The organism is Flocculibacter collagenilyticus (genome assembly GCF_016469335.1).
In the GTDB taxonomy this organism is placed as follows: Bacteria; Pseudomonadota; Gammaproteobacteria; order Enterobacterales; family Alteromonadaceae; genus Flocculibacter; species Flocculibacter collagenilyticus.
This window is the reverse complement of record NZ_CP059888.1, coordinates 3,403,109-3,426,986: the sequence shown is the minus strand read 5'-3', so window position 1 is coordinate 3,426,986 and position 23,878 is coordinate 3,403,109. Positions and strand designations below refer to the sequence as shown.

Here is a 23,878-nt window from a genome sequence, read left to right as displayed (position 1 = left end):
TTGTAATATGTCTTTTAAAACTTTGATGTCTGAGGACTGCACAAAATGTGCAGTCCTTTTTAATAGCAAGAAACGTATTTTAGAGTACATTAGCCAATTGGCACACACTAAACTGCCTGATATTAGCCAACATGAAATTTTGGACAGTTTAATGGCAAGAGAAAAGCTAGGCAGTACCGGGATTGGTAAAGGAATTGCTATTCCCCATGGCCGCTTGAAGAATACGCAAAAAACGGTCGCAATTTTTTTAGTAAGTAAAAATCCGATCCAATACGACTCAATCGATCAAAAGCCAGTTGATGTATTTTTTGCACTGTTAGTACCCGAAGAGCAATGTAAAGAACATTTAAGTACGTTGTCAGCCGTTGCTAGCATGCTTGACGATAAAAGTATGGTGAAAAGATTGCGCAAAGCCGATACTGATCAAGAGTTATTTGAGATTATGACATCCAATTAGCCGTGCTGATACGTATTCAGTTATAGCTATTTTAGAGCGCTGTATTTAAATAGTCATAACCTTAGATTAAAGTAATTCAAAGAAAGAAGGTAAATTAACAATTAAGGTAGCTTAATTTTTATGAAAATTATCATTATTAGCGGTCGTTCTGGTTCAGGGAAAACTGTAGCACTTAGGGTGTTAGAGGACTTGGGCTATTATTGCGTTGATAATATTCCTGTTAATTTACTTCCAGCCTTAGCGCACTCTTTAAATGATCGATATGAAACAGTTGCTGTGAGTGTTGATGTACGTAATTTTCCTGAAGAAGCGGATGAATTAAGCGATATTCTAGATTACTTGCCTACTTCGGTAACCTTAAGTGTTTTATATTTAGATGCTGAAGAAGATATTCTAATTCAACGGTTTAGTGAAACGAGGCGATTACACCCGCTTTCTAAGCAGTCGATGAGTTTAGAAAAAGCCATCAAACAAGAAAAAGTACTGTTAGAGCCATTAGCAGGCAGGGCCGATTTATACATTGATACCACTCAGTTAACGGTTCATCAGTTAGCTGAAACGGTAAAAGAACGGATCCTAGGTAAAAAAAGTAATGACTTAGTTATCATTTTTCAGTCATTTGGCTTTAAATACGGTATTCCTAAAGATGCAGATTATGTGTTTGATGTACGCTTTTTACCTAACCCCCATTGGGAGCCAGATCTGAAACCGCTAACTGGATTAGATCAGCCCGTCATTGACTACTTATCCACGCAACCGCTAGTGACCAAGCTAGTTTGGCAAGTAAATAGCTTTTTGAGTACTTGGCTACCGCACTTAGAACGTAATAATCGTAGTTACCTTACCGTTGCCATTGGCTGTACTGGCGGACAACATCGCTCGGTATTTATTGCAGAAACATTGGCCAATATTTATCGTAAACTAAAATCTGACGTGCAAATTCAACATCGTGAATTAAGCCGTCATGAAACGCCTTCAGAGTAAAAAACATTATGCCTCAGCCTGAGTTATCTAAACGACTATTAATAAAAAACAAACTCGGCTTGCATGCACGGGCGGCTTCTAAAGTCGTTAAGTTGGCTCAGCAATATGACGCAACAATTCTTATCCAACAAGAAGATAAGTCAGCATCGGCCGATAGCATTATGGGCTTATTAATGCTAGAAAGCAGCCAAGGTAAAAACATCGAGGTGAAGTGCTCTGGTCCTGATGCTCGTGAAGCATTAGAAGCATTAGAAGCATTGGTTGACGATAACTTTGACGAATCTGAATAATTCTCTTTTCTTCCAAACAAAATTCACTTTTTTAAATACTGATAAACTATAATCAATACGTTATCATTGCTTATTATAGTTAAATCAACACCTTGCTTGTTCCCATAATAAGAGCTTAATAGATGCCTGAAACGCTAGAACGTGAATATGCCAAACTACAAATAAGAGAAGTAAACGCTGCTCTTAGTAGTGGTATGTTTGTTCATGTGCGCGGCATGCTGCAAGACATGGAGCCTTGCGATATTGCGTTGCTATTAGAGTCTTCTCCACCAAAAGGCCGTACCATTTTATGGCAGTTGGTAGAAGCTGATTTACATGGAGAGGTGCTTGAAGAACTAGCCGAAGATGTACGTAACGGCATTATTCATCAAATGACGCCAGAGCGTGTGGTTGCCGCTACGGAAGGCATGGATGATGATGACTTAGCAGAAGTTCTCCGTGGCTTACCTGATGCACTATATCGCAATGTTATTAATGCGATGGACAGCCAAGACCGGCTGCGCGCTGAAAAGGTCATGTCGTACGACGAGGACACGGCTGGCGCGATAATGAATACCGATACCATCACGCTACGCCCTGATGTATCGATAGATGTGATTTTGCGTTACCTTCGCCTTAAAGGTGAATTGCCAGAAGCTACCGACTATTTATACGTAGTGGATGACAATGACACCTTTGTGGGGGCTATTTCCCTTTCTACCTTGTTAACTTGTAATCCAGATCTTAATGTTAAACGGGTGTTGGAAGACGACATTGAAGTCATTCCTGTTGACATGGAAGAGCGTGACGTTGCCCAATTATTTGAACGTCATAACTGGGTATCAGCGCCAGTTGTCGACGAAGAGGGTCGGTTACTAGGTCGTATCACCATTGATGATGTGGTTGATGTGATTCGTGAAGAAGCCGAGCACTCGATGATGAGTATGGCAGGTCTAGATGATGAAGAAGATACCTTCGCTCCCGTAATTAAAAGTACACAACGACGCTCGCTGTGGCTAGGTATTAATTTATTTACCGCATTATTAGCCGCCTTTGTCTCAGACTTGTTTGAGTCGACACTTGATCAACTTGCTGTACTTGCAGTATTGAATACTATTGTACCAAGCATGGGCGGAGTGGCAGGTAGCCAAACCCTTACGCTTGTTATTCGTGGTATGGCATTAGGTCATATCAGTAAAGCCAACTCGCGTTGGTTAATGGGCAAAGAGTTAGCAATTGGCTTATTAAATGGCGCTATGTGGGCGATTTTGATTGCGTCGGTAGTTGCTATATGGAAACAAAGCTTTATGTTAGGCGTGGTGATAGCATTTGCGATGTTGATGAATATGATTGCTGCTGGGGTGTCTGGAGTATTTATTCCACTGATGCTGAAACGCTTTAACATTGATCCAGCGTTAGCTGGCGGGGTTATTTTAACTACAGTGACTGATATTATTGGCATCTTCACCTTTTTAGGCACAGCCACTTGGCTGTTGCTGTAGAACCCAAAATAATAAACTAATTACCACTAGGGCGTGCACTAGTTCACTTGTAAGTGGAAGGTTACCGGCCCATCGTTCACTAGTGACACTTGCATATCTGCACCGTATTCGCCAGTTTGAACCGCTATGCCTTGTTGCTGGCAGTATGCTACAAATTCTTGATAAAGCGCTAAGCCAAGCTCAGGTGGCGCCCCTCTTGAGAAGCTTGGGCGGCTGCCTTTTTTGGTGTCGGCCACTAAAGTAAATTGCGATACAACCAATAACTGCCCAGAGACTTGTTGTAAATTTAAATTCATTTTTCCATCAGCATCTTCAAATACGCGATAGTTAATAATCTTGTTCGCTAATTTTTTTACTTGTTCAGTCGTATCTAGCTTTTCAACACCGAGTAACACCAATAGTCCGCCATCTATAGCGCCTACCGTGTTTCCGCTTACATCAACTTTTGCGCTGCTGACACGCTGTATAAGTGCAATCATAAATTTTTACTAACTTAATGGTTATAACGATTTCTCTATGAAGTATTTGGCCATTGCATCGCTAGCCAAACACAATGCTTTTGCAATACTAGGATCGGTCGCAGAGTGCCCAGCTGCGGGTATTATTTGCAGTTGTGCTTCAGGCCAATGCTTGGCTAATTGCCACGCATTATCTAATTTACATACCGTATCATAACGGCCATGCACAATATATCCTGGAATATGAGCAAAGGCAGCTGCATGATTAATAATGAAGTTCTCTTCAATGAAAAAGTGATGATAAAAGTAGTGGCATTCAAGCAATGCTAAACTAAGCGCGCTATGCGGATCTTCAGCATCCCCTTCGTTAAATTTAGCGTGATTAACGGTTGCAATTTTACCTTCCCAACTAGCCCAATGTTTAGCTGCTTTTATTCTAACGACCTCATCCTCGCCCGTTAGCAATGTGTAGTAATTGTCGATAATGCTGGTGGCACTGCTGTGGTTATGTGCATTCAGTGAAGTAAGTGGCTGAAGCAGCTTTTCGTGATAGTCAGGAAATAATTGGCTAGCTCCTTCGGTTGGGCTGAACATCCATTCTGTATCTTCTTTACGCGCTAAAAATACGCCTCGTAAAATGAGCCCTTTAACACGGTTCGCGTGTTCGATAGCATACAAGAGGGCTAAGGTACTGCCCCAAGAACCGCCACAAACCAACCACATATCTATGTTTAAAAACTTGCGAATAGCTTCAATATCTTCAATCTGTTGTTGAGAGTTATTACCTGCTAAGCCAAGGTACGGCGTCGATTGACCGCAACCTCGCTGGTCAAATAATATAATGCGATAGAACTCAGGGTTATAAAAACTACGGTGAACAGGATGGCAACCACCACCAGGCCCGCCATGCAGAAAAATAACGGGTACACCTTTACTGTTGCCAGACTCCTCTACATACAAAGTATGGCCATCAGAAACATTCACTTGGTAGGTATTATTTGCCTTTATGAGTGGGTAAATATTGCTCACCGTTTCGCTCCTTATCGGCTTTTTCTGATTGGTATTCCTCTATCATCACAGTAAGTTCAGCGCCCATTAGCACTAATATCCATGACAAATATACCCACAAAAATAAAATCGGAATGGCGGCTAGCGCCCCATAAATAACTTGATAGGAAGGAAAACTCGTGACGTAAAATGCGAACACTCGTTTAGACACTTCAAATAACACACCGGCAAAAATAGCACCATAAAATGCCGCTTTCCAATTAACCAGTTTATTGGGTACCAGCATGTAGAGCACAAAAAAGCCAAAGGTAGAAAGTACAAATGGCAGTAAGCGAATAAAAAAATCACTAATACCGGGCGAGTAATTTTCAGCAAAGGCGGCTAGTGACACTAAGTAAGAGCTGACACCTAAGCTGGCTCCCGCAATCAGAGGGCCCAACGTGAGCACCATCCAATAGATAGAAAACTTGATGACCAATGGTCGTTTTTGTTTCACTGCGAAAATACGATTGATTGATGCATCAATTGATGAAATAAGCATTAACGCCACCACAATCAGCGCTAGAATCCCGATAGTTCCCATTTTAGAAACATTGGTGACAAAACCCAACATATGGCTTTGAATTTGAGCGCTCGACGTAGGCACAAAATTAGTAAAGATGAATAGTTCAACAGATTTACGAAAAGTTTCGAATACGGGAAAAGCAGAGATCACAGAAAAAGAAACAGCAAGCAGTGGTACAAGTGACAGTAATGTAACGTAAGAAAGGTAACCTGCGGCCATTTTAATGTTGTCTTTTTTACAACGCAGGGCAAAGCGGTGGATGCGTTGATGCCACTGGTTAAAAAAATTAGTTACACTTGTAATTACTCTTTTATTCATAATTTCAATATACTGTTGAACAACTTATCTCATAAAGGATGTATTATATGCTTTATCTTATCGCGCTGTTATTCCCATTTGTATCAATTTTACTTTGTGGCAAACCTTTTCAGGCAATTTTCAATTTTATTTTATTTGTCCTAGGCTTAGTGTTATTCACAATAACCTTAGGCGCAACTTCAATTTTAAATATTATCTGCATCGTGCATGCATTTTTTGTTATTCATAGCCGTAATCAAGATAAGCGCACAGAGCGCATTATCCAATCAATGAAGAAGTAGTACACCGTTACTCAATCAATGTTAAGAGGTTCAATTTACAATGAAACAATGGGCAAAAATTACGTTATGTGCTGTGGGGTTGAGTTTAGCTGGTTGTCAGTCAGCTTATTATTCTGCTATGGAAAAAGTAGGTATACATAAGCGTGAAATTTTAGTTGATCGCGTAGAAGACGCGCGTGACGCACAGGCTGAAAGCCAAGAAGAGTTCAAAAGTGCGTACGAACGTTTGGTTGAGTTAACTAATTTCGATGGCGGTGAGCTTGCGAGCGTGTATCAAGCACTTAACGATGACTACTTAGATAGCAAAGCATCGGCAGACAACGTATCGAAAAAGATTGATGATGTGGAAGATGTTGCTGAAGCGCTATTTGATGAGTGGGAAGATGAATTAGAGCAATACCAAAATGCTAATTTACGCGCAGACAGTGAAAGAAAATTAAAACAAACTCAGCGCCACTTTAAAAAATTACTCAAAAGCATGCGTAAAGCAGAAAGTAAAATGGCACCGATATTAGCTACCCTGAACGACAACGTACTTTATTTAAAACATAATTTAAACGCAGCCGCTATTTCTGCCATTCAAAATGAATTTAATGCACTTAAATCGGAAATATCAGGATTAATAAAAGAAATGGGTAACGCCATAGAAGAGTCGAATCAGTTTATTGTTACGTTAAGTCGTTCTTAAGTAGAGGCACTTTTGGGTAAATAATAGAATACTTTTTATTAAATCGAATAGGTAAATATGAGGGTGAAATGTTAGCTCGCTTACTAGTAAAGCCGTTTGGCTCAGTATGGTCGTTGAAATGTAGATGCGCTATAAGTAATAGCTATTTTGCAAAAGTTTTGAAATTGATTTATGGGTTATATCAATATGAAAATAATAGTTCTATTGCGTGGAATTCAACATTTAAATCTGAACCTTGCTTCCCACACGGAATGAAAAGCATCTTCGTATCAGGTTCTGCTAAAATCGGACATAACTGCATTATTTTTCAACAAGTTACCATTGGTAGTGTGACTTTGTCAGACGCGAAAAGTGTAGGGGCTCCGATAATTGGAGACAATGTATATATAGGTAGTGGGGCTAAAATTATTGGGGCTGTAAAGGTAGGGAATAATGTGCGTATAGGTGCCAATACAGTTGTTTATAAAGATGTACCTGATAATAGTGTTGTTGTTTCGGGGGAGCAGAGAACAATAGTAAAAGATAAACCTTTAGACAACCGATACTATTCATACCAAAGAGGTTGGGTTTATTACGATAAGGGAAGTTTTCTTGAAGTGCGTGATCATAGTATCTGCGATTATTTAACTAACTCCTTAAATGTTAAGGGCTAAAGTTATAATAGTATGATTTTAACTAGAGACTTCGTTAGAGGTAAAATAACATTAGCTAACGAGGTTAGAATTCAAAGAAAAATTTAACAGCAGAATTTACACGTAAGTGTGCAGAGCTAGTCATTATTCACGGTTGAAAATATAAAGATGTAGCCGCAGCAATGAGTGTTGAATTTTCATCGAGTCAACGCTGAGTTAGCCAGTACCGAAAAGAGCGGCAAGATGTTACACCTAAAGCTAGTGCACTAGCGCCAGAAAAAGTGCGCATTAGAAATGATCAACGGCAGCAAATTGCGGTAAGGTTAACGGATGGGTTATAACGTTACCCAAGTATGTCGTTGTTTATCCATTGCGGTTAGCTCGTTTTATTATTAAGCGAAACCAAAGTCTACTTGCCCTAAAAGAGTAAAATTTGATATTGCTCTTCATCGTGTTCGAACATCAATGACAGGCTAGGTTGGTCGCTAAGCGACCTAAACGACATAAATATCCTGTAGGTGCTAAACCTTAGGCGATTGCACCTAATTACTTAAATCATCATTTTAATCCTCTGAGGTTAAACAAGCTGTGGTTTGGTGTATTGCGTATGAGCGCACTCAACAGGACTGGCTGTATCTAGTGGTTATTATAGACTTGTGTTCTCGTAAGGTCGTTATTTGAAAACGGCAACCAACTTATGGTGTGTTATTCCATTTTGATCAAAGTGTGCAATATACATACGAAGCTTTTCAGTGTTCATTTAGAGAACATGGATTAGTTTCAAGTATTAGTTGGGCTGAAAATTGTTTAGATAATGCCGTTACCGATCGGTTTTCCGTAGCTTAAAGCCGGAGCGAATTAACTATCGTTACTATCAACCAAGGCGTGAAGCGATGGCGGATATAAACGAATATATCCAACCATTTTATAATCAGAAACCACGACATTATAAATTAGGGAACATCTCACCAGCAGAATATGAGATGAAATTAAGAAAAACTGCTTAAAGAAGCCTCCAAGCTCGTTTGACCGTTACAAGAGAAACGGGTTTACTTAAACGAGACAAAAGTCCAACTTAATTGAGAGCCCACAAAAATTTTCTACAGAGACTTTGATATAGATCAATTTGATGCTAAAGTTTCAGAAATTACTGAAACTTTAAAAAGGTGATGCATGAACATGACACCCATGATTGAAACATTTGTGTTTCACTGTGGAGAAATGGGCAGCCGATGGGGCTTTAATCGTACGGTAGGGCAAATGTATGGTTTGCTGGTGATCAACGAATCTCCACTAAGCGCAGTACAAATTTCGGAGGCACTTAATATTTCGCGCGGTAATGTAAGTATGGGAATTAAAGAGTTACAGTCGTGGCGCTTAATTCAGGTGCATCATATTGCTGGAGATAGAAAAGATTACTTCACAACGGCCGGTTCTATTTGGGATATGGCAAATAGGGTATTTGAAGAGCGACGTAAACGAGAGATGGATCCAACATTATCGTTACTGCGTGACTTGGTGATGGATAAGCCCGGCAATGAGGATGAAGTGTATGCACAGAAACAAATGCAAGATATTCATGATCTATTAGAAACATTAACGCATTGGGCAAGTGAACTACAAAAAATGGATAGGGATAAGCTGGAAACGCTAATGAAATTGGGAGCTGGAGTCGGCAAGGTGCTGGATATTAAAGAGCGATTGTTAGGTAAATCGAAAAATGCCTCAACTTAGGTCGGCATACTGTACTTGTTTCATTTATCGCTATTAGTCAATTTAAGGGAAGACACATGTTAGATACATTCTTACTTTCTCGAATTCAATTTGCTGCAAATATTAGTTTTCATATTTTATTTCCTACCATTACCATCGCACTGTGTTGGTTTTTAGTGTATTTCAAAATTCGTCATGACTTGTCTGATAATCCGGTATGGATGCGGATTTACCGTTTTTGGGTGAAAGTATTCGCATTAACTTTTGCATTGGGTGTCGTAAGCGGTATTACTATGTCGTTCCAATTCGGTACTAATTGGCCGGGCTTTATGGAAACGGTAGGCAATATTGCAGGTCCTTTATTGGGTTATGAAGTACTAACCGCATTTTTCTTAGAAGCTACTTTTTTAGGGATTATGTTATTTGGACAAAGCCGAGTGCCGAGTAAAGTGCATACTTTTTCTACCATTATGGTTGCTGTAGGTACCAGCTTATCAGCGTTTTGGATATTGGCGCTAAATTCGTGGATGCATACGCCAGCAGGTTTTGAAATGCGTGATGGTGTTGCTTTTCCTACTGACTGGTGGGCAATTATATTTAATCCCTCTTTTCCTTATCGTTTAGTACACATGATGTTGGCATCAGGCTTAACCGCCTCTTTCCTGATTGCTGGTATTTCAGCTTATCGTTTGTCTCGTGGTGATAATAAATTAGCGCCGCGTTTAGCCTTAAAAGCAGGATTAACGGTGGCTGCGGTACTCATCCCTATTCAAATTTTTGTTGGCGACTTACATGGGCTTAATACACTTGAACATCAGCCACAAAAAATAGCAGCAATGGAAGGCGTGTGGGAAACCACAGATAACGCACCGCTACTATTATTTGCTATTCCCGACGAAGAAGGTAGGGCCAATAATTGGTCGTTAGGAATACCGGGCTTGGCGAGTTTTATTTTAAAGCATGACATGAATGAAACCATTGAGGGCTTAAACGATTTTGAAAACGAGCACCCGCCTGTGTTGGCCGTGTTTTGGAGTTTTCGAATTATGGTTGCAATGGGGCTGATAATGTTACTAGTGTCTTGGTACGGCGTTGTGCAAATACGTTGTAAACGCACTCCAGCTAATTGGTATGTAAAAACACTGGTCGCCACAACCTTTATTGGCTGGATTGCAACGCTGGCGGGATGGTACGTCACAGAAATTGGGCGTCAGCCATATTTGGTTAGTGGCATATTACGTACCCGCGATGCGGTTACTCAAATACCTGCTGAAAATGTTGCGTTCTCATTTGCTATGTATATGACGGCATACGTTGTGCTGCTAGTGGTTTATATTAGAACGTTATTTTTAATGGCGCGGCGATCAGTAGAAATTGAAGAAAGTGAAGAAATTGCAGATTCAAACTGGGCAAATACCGCAGCTTATTTAGATTTATCAAGAGGACGTAGCTAATGATTGCAGATGAAAATTTACCAATTATTTTTATCGGTTTAATGGGTCTAGCAGTACTAGTGTACGCCATATTAGACGGCTATGATCTTGGTGTTGGCATTTTAATGCCACATGATGAAGAAGCTCATCGAGATAAAATGATAGCGTCTATCGGTCCTTTTTGGGATGCCAATGAAACCTGGTTAGTGCTGGCCGTAGGGATTGCGTTGATTGCTTTTCCACAAGCATACAATATTATTTTGCATGAGTTATATATTCCGGCAACCATTATGTTACTGGGGTTGATACTGCGAGGTGTTGCTTTTGACTTTCGAGCAAAAGTTGCGATGACACATAAAGCCACTTGGGATAAAGTATTTCAAATAGGTTCAATTATTACTGCACTATCGCAAGGCTACATGTTGGGTCAATATGTTATGGGGTTTGAGCAATCGTTAGCTGCAACGGCATTCTCAATATTGAGCGCGTTTGGGGTAGCAGCGGCGTATTGTTATATCGGCGCATGCTGGTTGGTGATGAAAACCGAAGGCGAGTTACAGCAACGGGCCGCTAAGTGGGGAAGGCGTGCAGGTTGGTTGTGTTTGCTCGGTGTTGTGAGTGTGTGTACGGTGAACCCGCTAATTAATCCAAGTGTGTTTGAAAAATGGTTTAGCTTTCCATATGCGCTGTTTGTGCTGTCTATTCCTTTTGTGTGTTTTTCTATGTTCGCAATTGTCGACCAAGTTCTTAAGCGCATTCCCATTGAAGAAGATTTTGGTTGTTGGTTGCCCTTCATTGGTGCCGTTATTGTATTTTTCTTTAGTTTCCAAGGACTAGCGTTTAGCTTTTTTCCTTATGTAATTCCAAATCAATTAACAATTTGGGAGTCGGCCAGTGCGCCAGAATCGTTACAGTTTATTTTAATTGGCGCTATTGTCGTGATTCCCGTTATTTTGATGTATACCGTATTTTCTTATCGGGTATTTTGGGGCAAAGTAGACGACTTAAGATATTATTAACACATTTATTGATAGACTAACTAACTGACTGAAGATAGCTTAAAGCGTAAAATGGAATGAGTTAGTTAGAAACCATCCATCCTATTATAGATACAAATTTTAACGATATTAAGGATTAAGTAATGCTGTATAACAATATTGCTGAGGTTATCGGCAATACACCCATGGTGAAATTGCAACATACAGGTAAAGAACTGGCGTGTAACCTTTACGCTAAATGTGAGTTTATGAATCCGGGCGGTTCAACCAAAGATCGTATTGCCAGACGAATGATTTTAGATGCAGAAGCGTCGGGTAGGATTAAAAAGGGCGATACGTTAATTGAAGCAACCAGTGGTAATACAGGTATTGGTTTAGCAATGGCTGGTGCAGTGTTAGGTTATAAAGTAATCATCACGTTGCCTGAAAAAATGAGCCAAGAAAAACAAGCCATTATTGAGTCGCTTGGAGCGGAAATAGTCAGAACCCCGACAGAAGCTGCTTGGGATGCACCAGAGTCTCACATTGGCGTAGCTAAAAAGTTACAACAAGAATTGCCTAATGCCCATATACTGGACCAATACGGTAATACCAGCAACCCAGATGCCCACTTTAATGAAACGGCTGAAGAGATTTTGAATGACCTTAACGGTAAGGTTGATATGGTGGTGATGGGCGTTGGTACAGGTGGCACGTTAACCGGTGTTGCTAAGCGTATTAAACAAGCCAACCCGGATGCAATCATTGTAGGTGCTGATCCTGAAGGTTCCATTTTAGCTGGGCCAGAAGACATTAAGCCTTACCATGTTGAAGGTATTGGCTACGACTTTATTCCTGATGTATTAGACCGCGATATTGTGGATCATTGGGTGAAAACAAATGACAAAGACTCTTTTCGTTTAGCTAGGCAACTAATGCGAGATGAAGGACTGTTGGTAGGTGGTTCATCTGGTTCTGCGCTATTTGCGGCACTAGCACACGCTAACACACTTAAAGCTGGTCAAAACTGTGTGGTGCTATTACCAGATGGCATACGCAACTATTTAACTAAATTCGTTAATAAAGCATGGCGAATTGAAAATGGTTTTGAAGCAGAGTAATTGATTGTTATAACCAGATAGGCGTAAAGAAAGTGGTGAGCGCTAGCTACACTGACGTTTACGCCTAATTATTGTTCATTGATATTAAACGCCCAAGTAACCCATATTTTTCCCTATTTTTATTAGCCGCTAAAACCTGCTTTTATTTCATCTTCAATAAACAAACTTAAACTGTAACTAACATTACAAAATCTCATTAAATTACATCTTTTAATTTAACATCTTACTTCTGGAAATTAACCTTTTAGAAAATAGTTTGAAATATAATCACTGGTATATCTGTTACGGATTTAGGTAACTGGCTGAGTTATATTAGAAATTCGATATGCTAAAAAGATATATGTTATATCTTATATTTTGACTAAATAGCCTCCTGCCCCTATAAATAGTACGGTTTGTCAGAAACTCAAGGTTATTGATATAAAAAAAACTAACTTTTCGCATTATTTATTCTAATGTTATGATTTGCCTTTTTTGATCGAAAAGTAACCAGTTTAAGCCTGTTGTAACGGGGGTTCACATATCTAATAAGTAGAAAAGTTTTGTTACAGTTTGATGACGTGTTATTTAGTTTCACTAATGTTGCTGTTTTTTCATAGTTCACATGGGGTAAAAAAGTAGTTAGTGTTTGGGTCCTGCATTTTGAACAAGTGATGTTGTCAGTAGTGAATGCAGACCCAGTCAATGGAGTGCATCTGAAGGAAGTCAGGTTCGGCGAGAAGCCAGCCTAGAGTAAAATCATATATAACTACAAGAGATACAAGATGACACATAGTAAACATTCAAATATGCCAGCACTAAGCAAAGCGGCACTAGCAATAGTTGCAACATTATCGGTAGGTGCTGTTCAAGCAGGTCCTCTTCAAGAATTAAAAAGTCAAGAAGTTAAAGGTGTAAATGCAGACTTTGCAAAATGGCGTAAAGCGCAGCGCGAAGCAAGATTACAAGAACAAACCGATCAGTTTATTGTTGAATATGTAAGCAATAAGCAAGATGTAAGAAGCATCAATTCAAGTTTTGAAAAAACAGCATTCAAAAATGAAAAAATTCAGCATGTACGCAAATTAAAAGGTAACAAGCACGTATATAAGCTGAGCAAAAATTTAAAAAATGCAGACAAAAAAGCATTTCTAAACGCGTTAAAAAATAACAAAAATGTACGTTCAGTAGAAATGGATCCGAAGCGTTACCTAATGTCAGAAACGGTACCTTGGGGCATTCCAAATATTCAAGCAGACCAAGTTTCAGACTCTGCTGCCAGCAATATGAAAGTATGTATCATTGATTCTGGCTACGAGCGCTCAAACCCAGATCTAAACGCTAATAATGCGTCTGGTACAAACGACTCAGGTACTGGTAACTGGTATCAAGCGGGTGGTTCTCATGGTACTCACGTAGCGGGTACAATTGCAGGCGTAAACAACTCTGAAGGTGTTGTAGGTGTGTTACCTAACACCAATGTAAATCTTCACATTATTAAAGTATTTAACGCTGAGGGGTGGGCATACAGTTCAGACTTAGTAACAGCGGTAAATAATTGTGTAAGCGCTGGCTCGAAAGTTATCAACATGAGCTTAGGTGGTCCTTCACAAAACGCGACTGAAAGAGCAGGTTTAGAAGCAGCTACAGCACAAGGCGTATTATTAATTGCTGCATCAGGTAATGACGGTGACTCTTCGCTTTCTTATCCAGCATCTTACGATACAGTTATGGCAGTTGGTGCGGTTGATGAAACAGGCAAACACGCTGAGTTCTCTCAATACACGCCACAAGTTGAAATTGCTGGCCCAGGTGAAGCCATTCTTTCAACCGTTGCTGGTGATGGCCGTTTAGGTTCAATTACTGTTGGTGGCACAACTTACGCGAATGACCGCGTAGCACCGCAAACTCACTTCGTAAATAACGGCACTGATTACGTAGTACAAAATGTAAATGGCTCTGTTTCAGGTTACTTAGGTTCATGTAGTGTATCTGGCTCAAGCTATTCTTGTTCAAACGTTTCAGGCAACATTTGTGTAGCTGAACGTAACGATAATCAAAAAGGCAGCAACTACCCAGAAATTAACCCTGCTAAAGCATGTATGGACGCAGGTGCAACGGGTGTAATTGTTTATAGTAACTCTGACCGTCCAGGTCTTCAAAACCCATTCTTAGTAGACGCGAATAACGATGTAAATGTTCCAGCTGTATCGGTAAACCGTGCACTTGGTCAAACATTAATGGGCAAACTTGGTCAGTACACAACGTTAAACGTTACAGCTAATCAAGATTATGCATATTACAACGGTACTTCAATGGCGACACCACATGTTGCGGCTGCTGCTGCACTGGCATGGAGTAACAACATTGACTGTACAGCTTCTGAAGTACGTAATGCACTTAAGCAAACTGCGGTTGACCTTGAAACGTCGGGCCGGGATGACAAAACGGGTTACGGTTTAGTGCAAGTTAAAGCGGCATCTGATTACATGGCTGCAAACTGTGGTGGTACACCACCATCGGGCGAGTTAGTAAATGGTCAGTCTCAGTCAATCTCAGGCTCAGCAGGCCAAGAGCTTGAATTCACAATGACGGTACCTTCAGGCGCAACTAACTTGAAGTTTGAAATGGCTGGTGGTTCTGGCGATGCAGACTTATATGTTCGCTTTGGTGCTAAGCCAACTGACTCAACTTGGGATTGTCGTCCATATAAAAATGGTAACAACGAAAGCTGTCCAATTAGCTCTGCGCAAGCTGGTACTTATCATGTACGTATCGTAGGCTACACCACGTTTAGCGGTGCAACAATTACAGGTAGCTACACTTCTGGTACAACGCCAAGTGGTTACAGCACAACAGTAAATGATATTGATGTATCTGCAGGTGCTTGGAAGCGTTACACAATTGACGTTCCAGCAGGCATGTCTACGTTCACTGTTAAAACGTACAACGGTACAGGTGATGCAGATTTATACCTAAGACTAGGTGCACAACCTACTACATCTAGCTGGGATTGTCGTCCATACGAAAATGGTAACAACGAAATCTGTACCATTAACAACCCTACAGCAGGTACGTGGCACATTGGTATCAACGCTTACTCTACAGTAAATAATGTTGATATGGATGTATCTTACCAGCCATAAGCGCCATGCTAGATAATCAATAAATTCCTTTCTCGGAATACAAAAAACCGCTCAAGATTGAGCGGTTTTTTTATGTTTCATTAATTAAAACGGTATCAAGGTTTAATCGATGCATTATTGCTAACGCGTCATTATTTATAACATTGGCTTAATCGTTTCAAAGATGGCATTTATATGATCATCGCGGTCATTTAAAGCTGGAATATATTGATAGCGCGTTCCGCCTGCTTCCATAAACGTTTCACGGTTTTCTTGCTCTAATTCTTCCAGTGTTTCCAAGCAATCTGCACTAAAAGCGGGGCTAATAATTGCTACGTCCGTAATACCTTCGCTTGGTAACGCTGCTAAGGTTTTATCAGTATAAGGTTTAAGCCATTCAGCTTTACCCAATCGGCTTTGGAAGCACGTAATATAGTCAGCTTCATCTAAGCCTAATTGCTCTATAACTAAACGAGTTGTTTGCATACAAAAGCAATAGTAAGGGTCGCCTTGATCTAAAAAGCGACGAGGAATGCCATGATAAGAAAATAGCAACTTTTGCGGTTTACCATGTTGTCCAAAGTGCTCTTTAATACTGCTAACTAATGCATTAACAAAGGCTGGCTGTTGATGATAGCCATTGACGAAGTGTAACTCTGGCACCCAGCGCCAAGTACTTAATTCTTTTGCGACCGCATCAAACGTTGAGCCTGTTGTGGTACCGCTATATTGTGGATACATGGGCATGATAATGATGCGTGTTAACCCTTTTTCTCTTAGCGCCTTTAGTCCGCTAGCAATCGACGGGTTGCCATAACGCATCGCCATTACCACTTCAACATCGTGATAGCCCTGCGCTTGAAGCTTTGTTGATAACTTATCAGCTTGCTGGCGGGTAATATGTACTAACGGGCTGCCATTTTCCGTCCAAATTTCTTTGTATAATTTGGCTGAACGAGCAGGGCGAGTACGTAAAATAACGCCGTGAAGAATGCTTAACCAAACCACTCTGGGTATTTCAACAATACGGCGATCAGACAAAAACTCACGCAAATAAGTGCGAACAGCACTGGTTGTAGGGGCATCAGGACTGCCTAAGTTTGTTAATAATACGCCTGTTTTATGATTAAAACGTTTATGTGGATTATCTGTAACAGCAGAAAATTTTGACAAAACAATACCCTACAATTCATTCTTATTGTGTGAGCGAAGCATATTAAGCAATATGTTGCTAATTAAGTGATTAATTTTACGCAGATCATAACGTATCTGATCAAACTTGAAGACTTTTTTCTGGGGCTAGATGAAAAATAATTTAATGATGCCGATGGCTTTGATTTAAAAAATATATTAAGAGCATAGCAGCCCTTAATATACTTATTAGCTAGACTCGGCTGGTAGCTCATTCTTATCCTTATCAATGAAATCCTGACAATATCTAAGTAGTGGCGCAAAAAATATGCAGGCTAGAATGTAGGCGATATTAATATGTATTAACATCTCATTGAAGGTATAACCTCCTGCTGAGAACTCATAGTAGTAGACTAGGATAGTCGCGATAATTTGACTAATAAGGGTTATTTGCCAAAGTAACAAGTTACCAATCAGTATTCGGGTTGCAGCACCGAAACTAGCTATTAGCGTCAATATCTCAAGCAATATAATTATTATAGAAAGTGCTACTGGATGAGTAGGCTGTAGATTAGCTGGTAGGTTGAAGCCAGAAAAAAAATCATATCCAGTGATGATAAGAGACAGAATAAATATTAGCTTCCATACTGGTCTATCGAGTAATTTTTTGGACATTGTTTAGTGCCAAAAGCCAAAAGGGATATCATTAGGGTCTTTTGGTAGTTTCTTCCAACCATCCCTAGGCGTTATATATCTGCGAACAAAATTTCTTCTTTTTGCTCCTGTTGGTGGGAGATTGGCTAGTGTTTGTAACACTCCTTGAGACTGTTCTGCATCCCACCCATAGTTTTGTAAGGTTGATCTCATAACAGGATATAGTTTGATATAGACGGCATTGGCATCTTTTTTATTACCAATAAATTGTTTGTAAATAAAGCTGCCACCTGAAAGTACTTTTCCTAGCACTCCTAGTTTTTTAAGAATTTTATCACTATCCATATTAAATTAAGTATTGTAAATTTATGGTGAATTATATGTTTTTTTTTGTTTTCATGCAATCTTTAAAGTTAATAAAAACGATGAAGACTTTATGTATTGTTTAAGGGCCACTCCTCGGATTAATTTCTTGTCGGGTGGCGCTTCGCTTAACCGACTTACACAAAAAAGTATCATGGCGTCGAATTAATTGGCGGGCACACCGAAACTGAAGATTCACCATTTTAATTTAATAGTGTTTTTATAAGCGCCTCAATATATTTCCAAGCTTATAGTGGCAACCTAGGTACTACACATCCAGTTAAGATCGGTAAAGTAGCTAAGATAATGATTAGTCGGATGATGCGAGTTATCCTCGCGTTATATAAACAAGTCTTTTTTTTCGGCTGATTTTGCATGAAGCTCTCTCTAACTTTTTAAAGTGAGCAAGCATTTTATATAGATTTTCTCTTTTTCAAAAAAAAAGCCCTTAAAAGCGTTGAGGGGTTTTTTATTTATGTATATCAAGACCATATCTGGATTAGTTTTTGTCGGGTGGCGCTTCGCTTAACCGACCTACGTTTAGCTGTTTATGAGGGATACAAAATTGAAAAACGTGGGCGTCTTCCGACTCTATTTTTATAACCTTTCATAACCCCATATTCCTTCATATTTAGTCATAAACACGTCCTAATAACTTACGCAATATAATTCCCATTTAGCTTAAAGGTACATCGCCAATTGCTTTAGGCACGGCCAATGCTTAAGCGCTGGCTAGGTAATGCTCTGGTTAACTCTGCGGGCCTAACTATGCCTGTACGCTACATTTGTACTATGCTTAGGGTACAGCTGTACTGGGGTTAACATACAATTGTGATTAATACTTAACACATAACATCTTTTACGGTGACAATTACAAGGATGTCTTAGTGAAATCAGAAAGAAAGAAACATGGTGGTTTATTTCTTATCTTATTTTTTATTTTGCTTGCCATTGTGGTCGGCGCGATTTTTTATTATCTCCAAATTAAGCGTAATGAAGAAAGCCAAAATCAGCTTCATTTTCGTGCGCTTAGCCAAATAAGCATTGATATAGATAACACCTTTGCACAAATTCGCTCGCTTGCTGTGCAATTTAGTAAGCAATACCGCACTGAAATTATTAAGCAACATGAAGAGCTGATTAGCGCGGCCTGGCAGCAATCAACTTACCATCCTAACCAGCAAAATGGTGCTGAATATATCCCAAGTGCGTCGTCTATGTTAGGTAAAGAGCGGTGGGCTGAGACTTGCGAAGAAATTAAAAATAATGAGCAATTTTTAAATGAAATCTTAGATAAAAATTATAAGAGTGAGCTATTTGAAAAGGCAAAATTTGAGTTAAATCCCAGCTTTATTTACACCTGCGGCAGTGAACAAGAAATGAAAGAGGAGATTAGCGCTACTGTTTCAATCACCGCTAACTCTTCAGGAAAAAATACTAATACCGAATATATATTGCAGGCAGAAACCGCTTTTTTAAAGGTGAGCATTCCAATAAATTCAATTATTCAACTGAAAAGTGATTGGTCGTTTTTTCCAAAAGTTATATTTGCTGATAAATTTGGACGAGTGTTAATTAATGCGGAAAACAACAATTACCATAATAAGGTTGTTTTTAATAACATTTCTGAATTGCTCAGTAATCAACTAGAAAACGGGACACTCAATAAACAACAAGCCTCACCAGAGGCGATAGCGAATAATGATAAAGCGGGCCAGCTGCTTTCATCAGAGATCAATCTGGGCATTTCAACCATGATAGAGCAGTCGATAGGTGGGACGCTTTATCGCATGTACGTCAGTCCGCATAAGCTAAAAGTGCCAACCAATATAGAATATGCCAGTAGCAGCATTAACAAGCAGGACGCGTTCTACATAATTGGCCTTAGGCCCAGTAGTGATGTAGCAATAGGGCGCTTATATATTTCGCCAAGTTTGGCGGTCATTCTGATTGTGTCGTTTTTAATTCTGGTTAGTTTAGTGCCAATTATTAAAATTCGCTTTGTATCTCATGATTATGCATTCAGTAAAGGGGATATTTGGTTTGCCAGTGTTGGGCTGATTATTTTTGTTGGCGTCGCAACAATTTCTATGGCTGATTATGTACTATATAAGCAAGTTAAACGGCAGTTTAACAGCGAAGCATACTATAACTTTCATAATTTACAGGCTGCATTTGATCGTGAAGTAAAAGAAATCGTTGCAACAATGCAGCGTTATAGCAAGGTGCAGCTAGAAAAAGAAGAGGCGGGAACCAATCTAGCCCGCTGTGGTGCAGCCGAGTATGCCTCTTTTCCCACCAACGAACTGCTAAACAAACAGTCCGAAACATTGTCGTTGGTCGAGCTGGCCTTTTTTATCAATCGCCAAGGACAAACTTGTCAGGCACCGTGGTACTGGAGTGCTGCTAGCCAATTAAAAAATGCTCGGCCTAAATTGGCGTTCCGTCAATATTTTAAAGATGCAGTAAGCTGTAATGGCTTTAACTTAAGCCCACAAGAAGGTGAGGATAAGCAAACAGTAAACGCAGTGGATAATCGTCACACTAACACCTGTAAAAATAAAGTCAGTATTGAGCGTATTTTCAATGTTGGTGACGGACGTTTAACCAGCCAGTTTGCGATACCCATGCTAAAAACAGCAACAGATATTAAGGCGGCAGAACTGTCGCGAAGCGTTATTATTTCTGCTGGCACGGTTTTGCAGTCATTGCGCGATACTATTTTACCGCGCAACTTTTCTTTCACCATTTTTGAAGGGCAAAGCGGTACGGTGCTATATCACACTGAAACCAAGATGAGCCTAGTGGAAAACTTTTATGTGTCGACGAATAACGCAGCAGAAATACAAAGTGCAGTATGGACAAAAAGCAATCACCCTATTAGCTTAAGCAGCATGTATCGCGGTGTTTCGCACCAGATGGTTATTGGTAAATTGCACAATGAAATGCCATGGATGCTTGCTATTATGTATAAAAAACAAGATATCCGGCTGTATAATTTATTGTTAATTATGTCAGCCATTAGCTTGTTTTTAATGGTTATATTTTTGTTGATTGTAGCTGTACGAGCCACAATCAGCATATTACCTTGGGGTTCGGTATTACTTTATTTACGTAATAATCAGCATGAACTTTCGCGCATTAATCATCGCCTCATTTTACTTATCTGCATACAAATACTAGTAACTTTTTTTGTCGACAACTTGTTATTAAGGTTGTTTATTTGGTTAGCGGGGTTGTTCATATATTTATGGATGGCAGGAAGCTTATTGGTCAAAGGCAAGCGTTTGCGGCATGTGGGCATGTACGGCTTTGCTGTGGTGAGTTTAACCGCACTGATTGTTGAGCGGTCTGTCACCTCAAGTACTACGGTGCTGATTAGTACCATACTGGCCATTGTATTGTCGTTAACTGTGCTTGTTGGCTTACAGCCAGAAAATCAAAAGCGTGGCGCAAGCACAAGAGAAGTACTGAAGCATAGTTATTTTAATATTTATACCCGCTATGTAGGACTCGTACTCATTATAAGCAGTGCAGTACCTGCATTTTATCTAACGCACTCTGCTTTTGGGTTTTACATAAAAAATGCAGCATTAATCGAGTCAATTCGCTTAACACAAGATATAGGCACAACATTAGCGCGACGAAATAATTACTATAGTGCGCTTGGTGTCACCAAGTCAGATGCACAAAAAATCTTAATGTATTCATCATATTTTTGTCGTGCGAAAGGAGATGAAAAAGCCAACTATAAACTACATACACCACCTTTGTGGGATGTAACCTTTGCAAAAGGCAGCGTGAATTTTTGCGAAAAATATCGACAAGATGCCGATGATGGCAAATATCAAGTCGGCTGGGTTGTGCAGCTGCCGTTATTGTGGCAAACAGCCCAAAATGATAACCATAACGAGGTGTCATTAGAGGACAGTTACACAAAAAACTATCCTGTTTACAGCATGTTATTAAAGGCAATTCGAGTAGACTTACCTATACCTGCTTTGCTAAATGTGCTGTTACAACAGCCCCACTTAAATCAAACCTTAAATATAAAGGTAACGAGTTATCCCGCATTAATCTTTCTAGAAGCTGTATTTAGCAATTTACTGCTCATCGTTATTGTAGGTTTATTGGTGCTGGTATTTTTATGGTATGTCATTCGCAGAATATTTGTTAGCCGCTTTATGGGGCAAGAGGTACTTGAACATGTATTGCCTAACTTTGATGACGCTATTCATTTTAATCAGCTGAAAAAAGAAAGTGCCAAGCAGTTACTTATTTTACGTCCGCAACGAGCGCATATTGATTGGTTGCTAGCGCATAACAAGCATCATTTAGTTTTTCCCTATCCATTGGATTTGCAGTCTGAGCTAAGAAACAAGCAAGTAATAAGTGGCAGCGAGATTAAGCAAGGGTCATTAGTTTTAACAGAGCCTGTCGATATGACAATTGATTACACGTTAAATAACGCTGAGCCGCAAGTGGAGCATTCAGAAGAGGATGTGTTGCTGCGCCTAAAAACGCATATTCTTAATCAGTTGGCGTTAATTACGGCAGGGGGGAAAAGTAAAAATGAAAAAGTACTGATTATGAAAAACTTAGGGGCAATTGCTTTTGATGCACAGTTTAGAGTAAAAGCCTTAGAGTTTATCGAATTTGCACTGAAGCAAGAAAATTTACGAGTGATAATTTTAGCTGATGTGTCGCCTCTATTTCGTTTAACCCATCAAGATGCTTACCCTAATAATGCTCAGTCAGAGTTTGCAAGTGCAAGTGAGGTAATGCGTTGGTCTAATTTATTTACCCGTTTTACAAAGTTTTATGACTGGTATCCAGCACATCCAGAAACGGAAGAGTTTCCCGTTAACTTATATTCAGTGATTAAAAGAGAGTGTATTAGCTGGCCAGAATTAAAACGTTATGAACGAGAATTTATACACTTTCATTTGTGCTTTAAGTTATCCGCCACTGAACGTAATGCGTACTTTTCAGACTATGTGGATAAAGAAGAAATGTGTTTTGCTGACATTGAACAGTCGCCTTCTCATCTTGCAGAGTTTAAGCGATTGCTAGATAAATATTGGACAATTGATGAAGTGGTGGAGTTTTTTACTGAAAAAGCAGGGGCTGTGTATCGTTATCGTTGGGAGATTTGCACTAAAGATGAGCGTTTACTGCTTTATCAATTAGCGAATCAGCATATGGCGAATCCGCTTAATCATGAAGCATTAGAGCATTTAATTCGCCGTGGTTATATTGTTAATCGTGGGCATTGGAGCATTGGTAGTCGAGGATTTAAAAACTTTATTTATTCAGCAGAACGGTATGAAGAAGTACAAGAATGGATTGAGTTAGCGAAAAACAGTTCTTGGAAATACATTCGCATTCCAATCTTTATGACTATTTTTATACTGTTTGCCTTTATCTTATATTCAGCCACTGAAGCGTACGAAACCATTATTGGATTGATGACCGCAGTACTGGGGTTAATTCCACTCTTAATGCGCAATATTTCTATCATTAAGGGGTCACCACCACCTTAAATAAAGTGGTAGTTCAGCCTTCATAAAAGCGACATCTGTTTGCCACTTTACTGTCATACCGCATTTCTACACTGCTATAAAACTTTGGTGATGTTCTAGCCTGTTACTGATATCACAGCTCGATAACTTAGGGGGATGAAATGAACATGATCAGTGATCTGTATCGCTTTGATCTAAATGTAACCCGTAAATGTTATAAATTAAGGTTATACCCTAGCTTAATGCGGTTTACCTGTGCCATATCCCGAAGTGGAGACGGTTATTTGCAAGTGGTGATACCTCTATTATGCTGGTTAATATGGCCCGCTGACGCTTACCTTTACATGCTAACTGTAGGCTTTGCATTTGTATTTGAGCGCTGTTTGTATGTTGCGCTAAAAAATACGTTAAAGCGCCGCCGTCCCGCAGATGTGATCCCATATTTTAATAGCATTATTTGCGCTTCCGATCATTTTAGCTTTCCCTCTGGGCATACGATGGCAGCATTCCTGTTTGCCGGTATTTCAAGTTACTTTTTTCCTCATGCCAGTATTTTTCTATATTTGTGGGCTGGTGGGGTAGGTGTGTCTAGAGTGGTGTTGGGGGTTCATTTCATCACAGATATTATCGCTGGCGCCATACTAGGCAGTGTGATTGCGTTAAGTGCGTTAATGTTGATTTAGTGTATAGGCCAAAAT

At 39.7% G+C, this 23,878-nt stretch carries 18 protein-coding genes and 1 pseudogene; 14 read left to right on the top strand and 5 right to left on the bottom strand.

The genetic code is table 11. From position 1 onward, the window contains the following. The first annotated feature begins 7 nt into the window (after nt 1–7). The 4 genes from ptsN (at nt 8) to mgtE (ending at nt 3,212) form a co-directional block, all read left to right on the top strand. Nucleotides 8–457, top strand: a complete 450-nt coding sequence (gene ptsN, locus HUU81_RS15195; protein ID WP_199609756.1) for a PTS IIA-like nitrogen regulatory protein PtsN — start codon at nt 8–10, stop codon at nt 455–457. A 120-nt stretch (nt 458–577) separates the two neighbouring features. Continuing rightward, entirely contained in the window at nt 578–1,441 is an 864-nt protein-coding gene (rapZ, locus tag HUU81_RS15190; RefSeq protein ID WP_199609755.1) for an RNase adapter RapZ, read from the top strand. A gap of 8 nt (nt 1,442–1,449) precedes the next feature. Then, on the top strand, nt 1,450–1,731 hold the full coding sequence (locus tag HUU81_RS15185; protein ID WP_199609754.1) for an HPr family phosphocarrier protein: 282 nt from the start codon (nt 1,450–1,452) through the stop codon (nt 1,729–1,731). A gap of 122 nt (nt 1,732–1,853) precedes the next feature. After that, nucleotides 1,854–3,212: a magnesium transporter gene (gene mgtE / locus HUU81_RS15180; protein WP_199609753.1), complete on the top strand. Its 1,359-nt coding sequence runs from the start codon at nt 1,854–1,856 to the stop codon at nt 3,210–3,212. A gap of 38 nt (nt 3,213–3,250) precedes the next feature. Here mgtE and dtd read toward each other — a convergent pair whose 3' ends face one another. Genes dtd through HUU81_RS15165 form a run of 3 tightly spaced genes read right to left on the bottom strand, consistent with a single transcriptional unit; the run spans nt 3,251 to nt 5,561 of the window. Continuing rightward, nucleotides 3,251–3,691: a D-aminoacyl-tRNA deacylase gene (gene dtd / locus HUU81_RS15175; protein WP_199609752.1), complete on the bottom strand. Its 441-nt coding sequence runs from the start codon at nt 3,689–3,691 to the stop codon at nt 3,251–3,253. A 21-nt stretch (nt 3,692–3,712) separates the two neighbouring features. Then, a complete protein-coding gene (gene pip, locus HUU81_RS15170; RefSeq protein ID WP_199609751.1) occupies nt 3,713–4,699 on the bottom strand; it encodes a prolyl aminopeptidase in 987 nt (328 codons plus the stop codon). Further along, nucleotides 4,665–5,561: a virulence factor BrkB family protein gene (locus HUU81_RS15165; RefSeq protein ID WP_199609750.1), complete on the bottom strand. Its 897-nt coding sequence runs from the start codon at nt 5,559–5,561 to the stop codon at nt 4,665–4,667. Before HUU81_RS15165 ends, pip begins: the two co-directional genes overlap by 35 nt. Nucleotides 5,562–5,882: 321 nt before the next feature. Here HUU81_RS15165 and HUU81_RS15160 point away from each other — a divergent pair, with 321 nt between their 5' ends. The 8 genes and pseudogenes from HUU81_RS15160 (at nt 5,883) to HUU81_RS17500 (ending at nt 15,531) form a co-directional block, all read left to right on the top strand. Further along, nucleotides 5,883–6,530 carry a DUF2959 domain-containing protein gene (locus HUU81_RS15160; RefSeq protein ID WP_199609749.1) on the top strand — a complete coding sequence of 216 codons (648 nt, stop codon included), beginning with the start codon at nt 5,883–5,885 and terminating at the stop codon, nt 6,528–6,530. A 68-nt stretch (nt 6,531–6,598) separates the two neighbouring features. Beyond that, nucleotides 6,599–7,183, top strand: coding sequence for a serine acetyltransferase (locus HUU81_RS15155; protein WP_233520524.1), 585 nt, complete (start codon nt 6,599–6,601; stop codon nt 7,181–7,183). An 818-nt stretch (nt 7,184–8,001) separates the two neighbouring features. Beyond that, nucleotides 8,002–8,169: pseudogene (locus HUU81_RS17625) on the top strand (IS3 family transposase); the annotation flags it as partial. A 166-nt stretch (nt 8,170–8,335) separates the two neighbouring features. After that, complete coding sequence (locus HUU81_RS15145; RefSeq protein WP_199609748.1) at nt 8,336–8,896, top strand: GbsR/MarR family transcriptional regulator; 561 nt, start codon at nt 8,336–8,338, stop codon at nt 8,894–8,896. 56 nt (nt 8,897–8,952) lie between these two features. Next, the gene (locus tag HUU81_RS15140; RefSeq protein WP_199609747.1) at nt 8,953–10,329 is read left to right on the top strand and encodes a cytochrome ubiquinol oxidase subunit I; all 1,377 of its coding nucleotides are present in this window, start codon (nt 8,953–8,955) and stop codon (nt 10,327–10,329) included. Further along, nucleotides 10,329–11,327 carry a cytochrome d ubiquinol oxidase subunit II gene (gene cydB / locus HUU81_RS15135; protein WP_199609746.1) on the top strand — a complete coding sequence of 333 codons (999 nt, stop codon included), beginning with the start codon at nt 10,329–10,331 and terminating at the stop codon, nt 11,325–11,327. Before HUU81_RS15140 ends, cydB begins: the two co-directional genes overlap by 1 nt. 122 nt (nt 11,328–11,449) lie before the next feature. Continuing rightward, complete coding sequence (locus tag HUU81_RS15130; protein ID WP_199609745.1) at nt 11,450–12,406, top strand: pyridoxal-phosphate dependent enzyme; 957 nt, start codon at nt 11,450–11,452, stop codon at nt 12,404–12,406. Nucleotides 12,407–13,170: 764 nt separating this feature from the next. Then, nucleotides 13,171–15,531, top strand: a complete 2,361-nt coding sequence (locus HUU81_RS17500) for a S8 family serine peptidase (RefSeq protein WP_325071746.1) — start codon at nt 13,171–13,173, stop codon at nt 15,529–15,531. A 135-nt stretch (nt 15,532–15,666) separates the two neighbouring features. Here the strand turns inward: HUU81_RS17500 and hemH are convergent, their stop codons facing one another. Both hemH and HUU81_RS15115 read right to left on the bottom strand, forming a co-directional pair. Further along, entirely contained in the window at nt 15,667–16,683 is a 1,017-nt protein-coding gene (gene hemH, locus HUU81_RS15120) for a ferrochelatase (protein ID WP_199609744.1), read from the bottom strand. A gap of 636 nt (nt 16,684–17,319) precedes the next feature. Beyond that, on the bottom strand, nt 17,320–17,640 hold the full coding sequence (locus HUU81_RS15115; protein WP_199609743.1) for a hypothetical protein: 321 nt from the start codon (nt 17,638–17,640) through the stop codon (nt 17,320–17,322). Between the two features lie 905 nt (nt 17,641–18,545). Between HUU81_RS15115 and HUU81_RS15110 the strand changes: the two genes are divergently transcribed. Together HUU81_RS15110 and HUU81_RS15105 are read left to right on the top strand one after the other, a co-directional pair. Then, entirely contained in the window at nt 18,546–23,201 is a 4,656-nt protein-coding gene (locus tag HUU81_RS15110; RefSeq protein ID WP_199609742.1) for a hypothetical protein, read from the top strand. 140 nt (nt 23,202–23,341) lie between these two features. Continuing rightward, nucleotides 23,342–23,863 (top strand): phosphatase PAP2 family protein, encoded by a 522-nt coding sequence (locus tag HUU81_RS15105; protein ID WP_233520523.1) that lies wholly within the window; start codon nt 23,342–23,344, stop codon nt 23,861–23,863. Nucleotides 23,864–23,878: the final 15 nt, after the last annotated feature.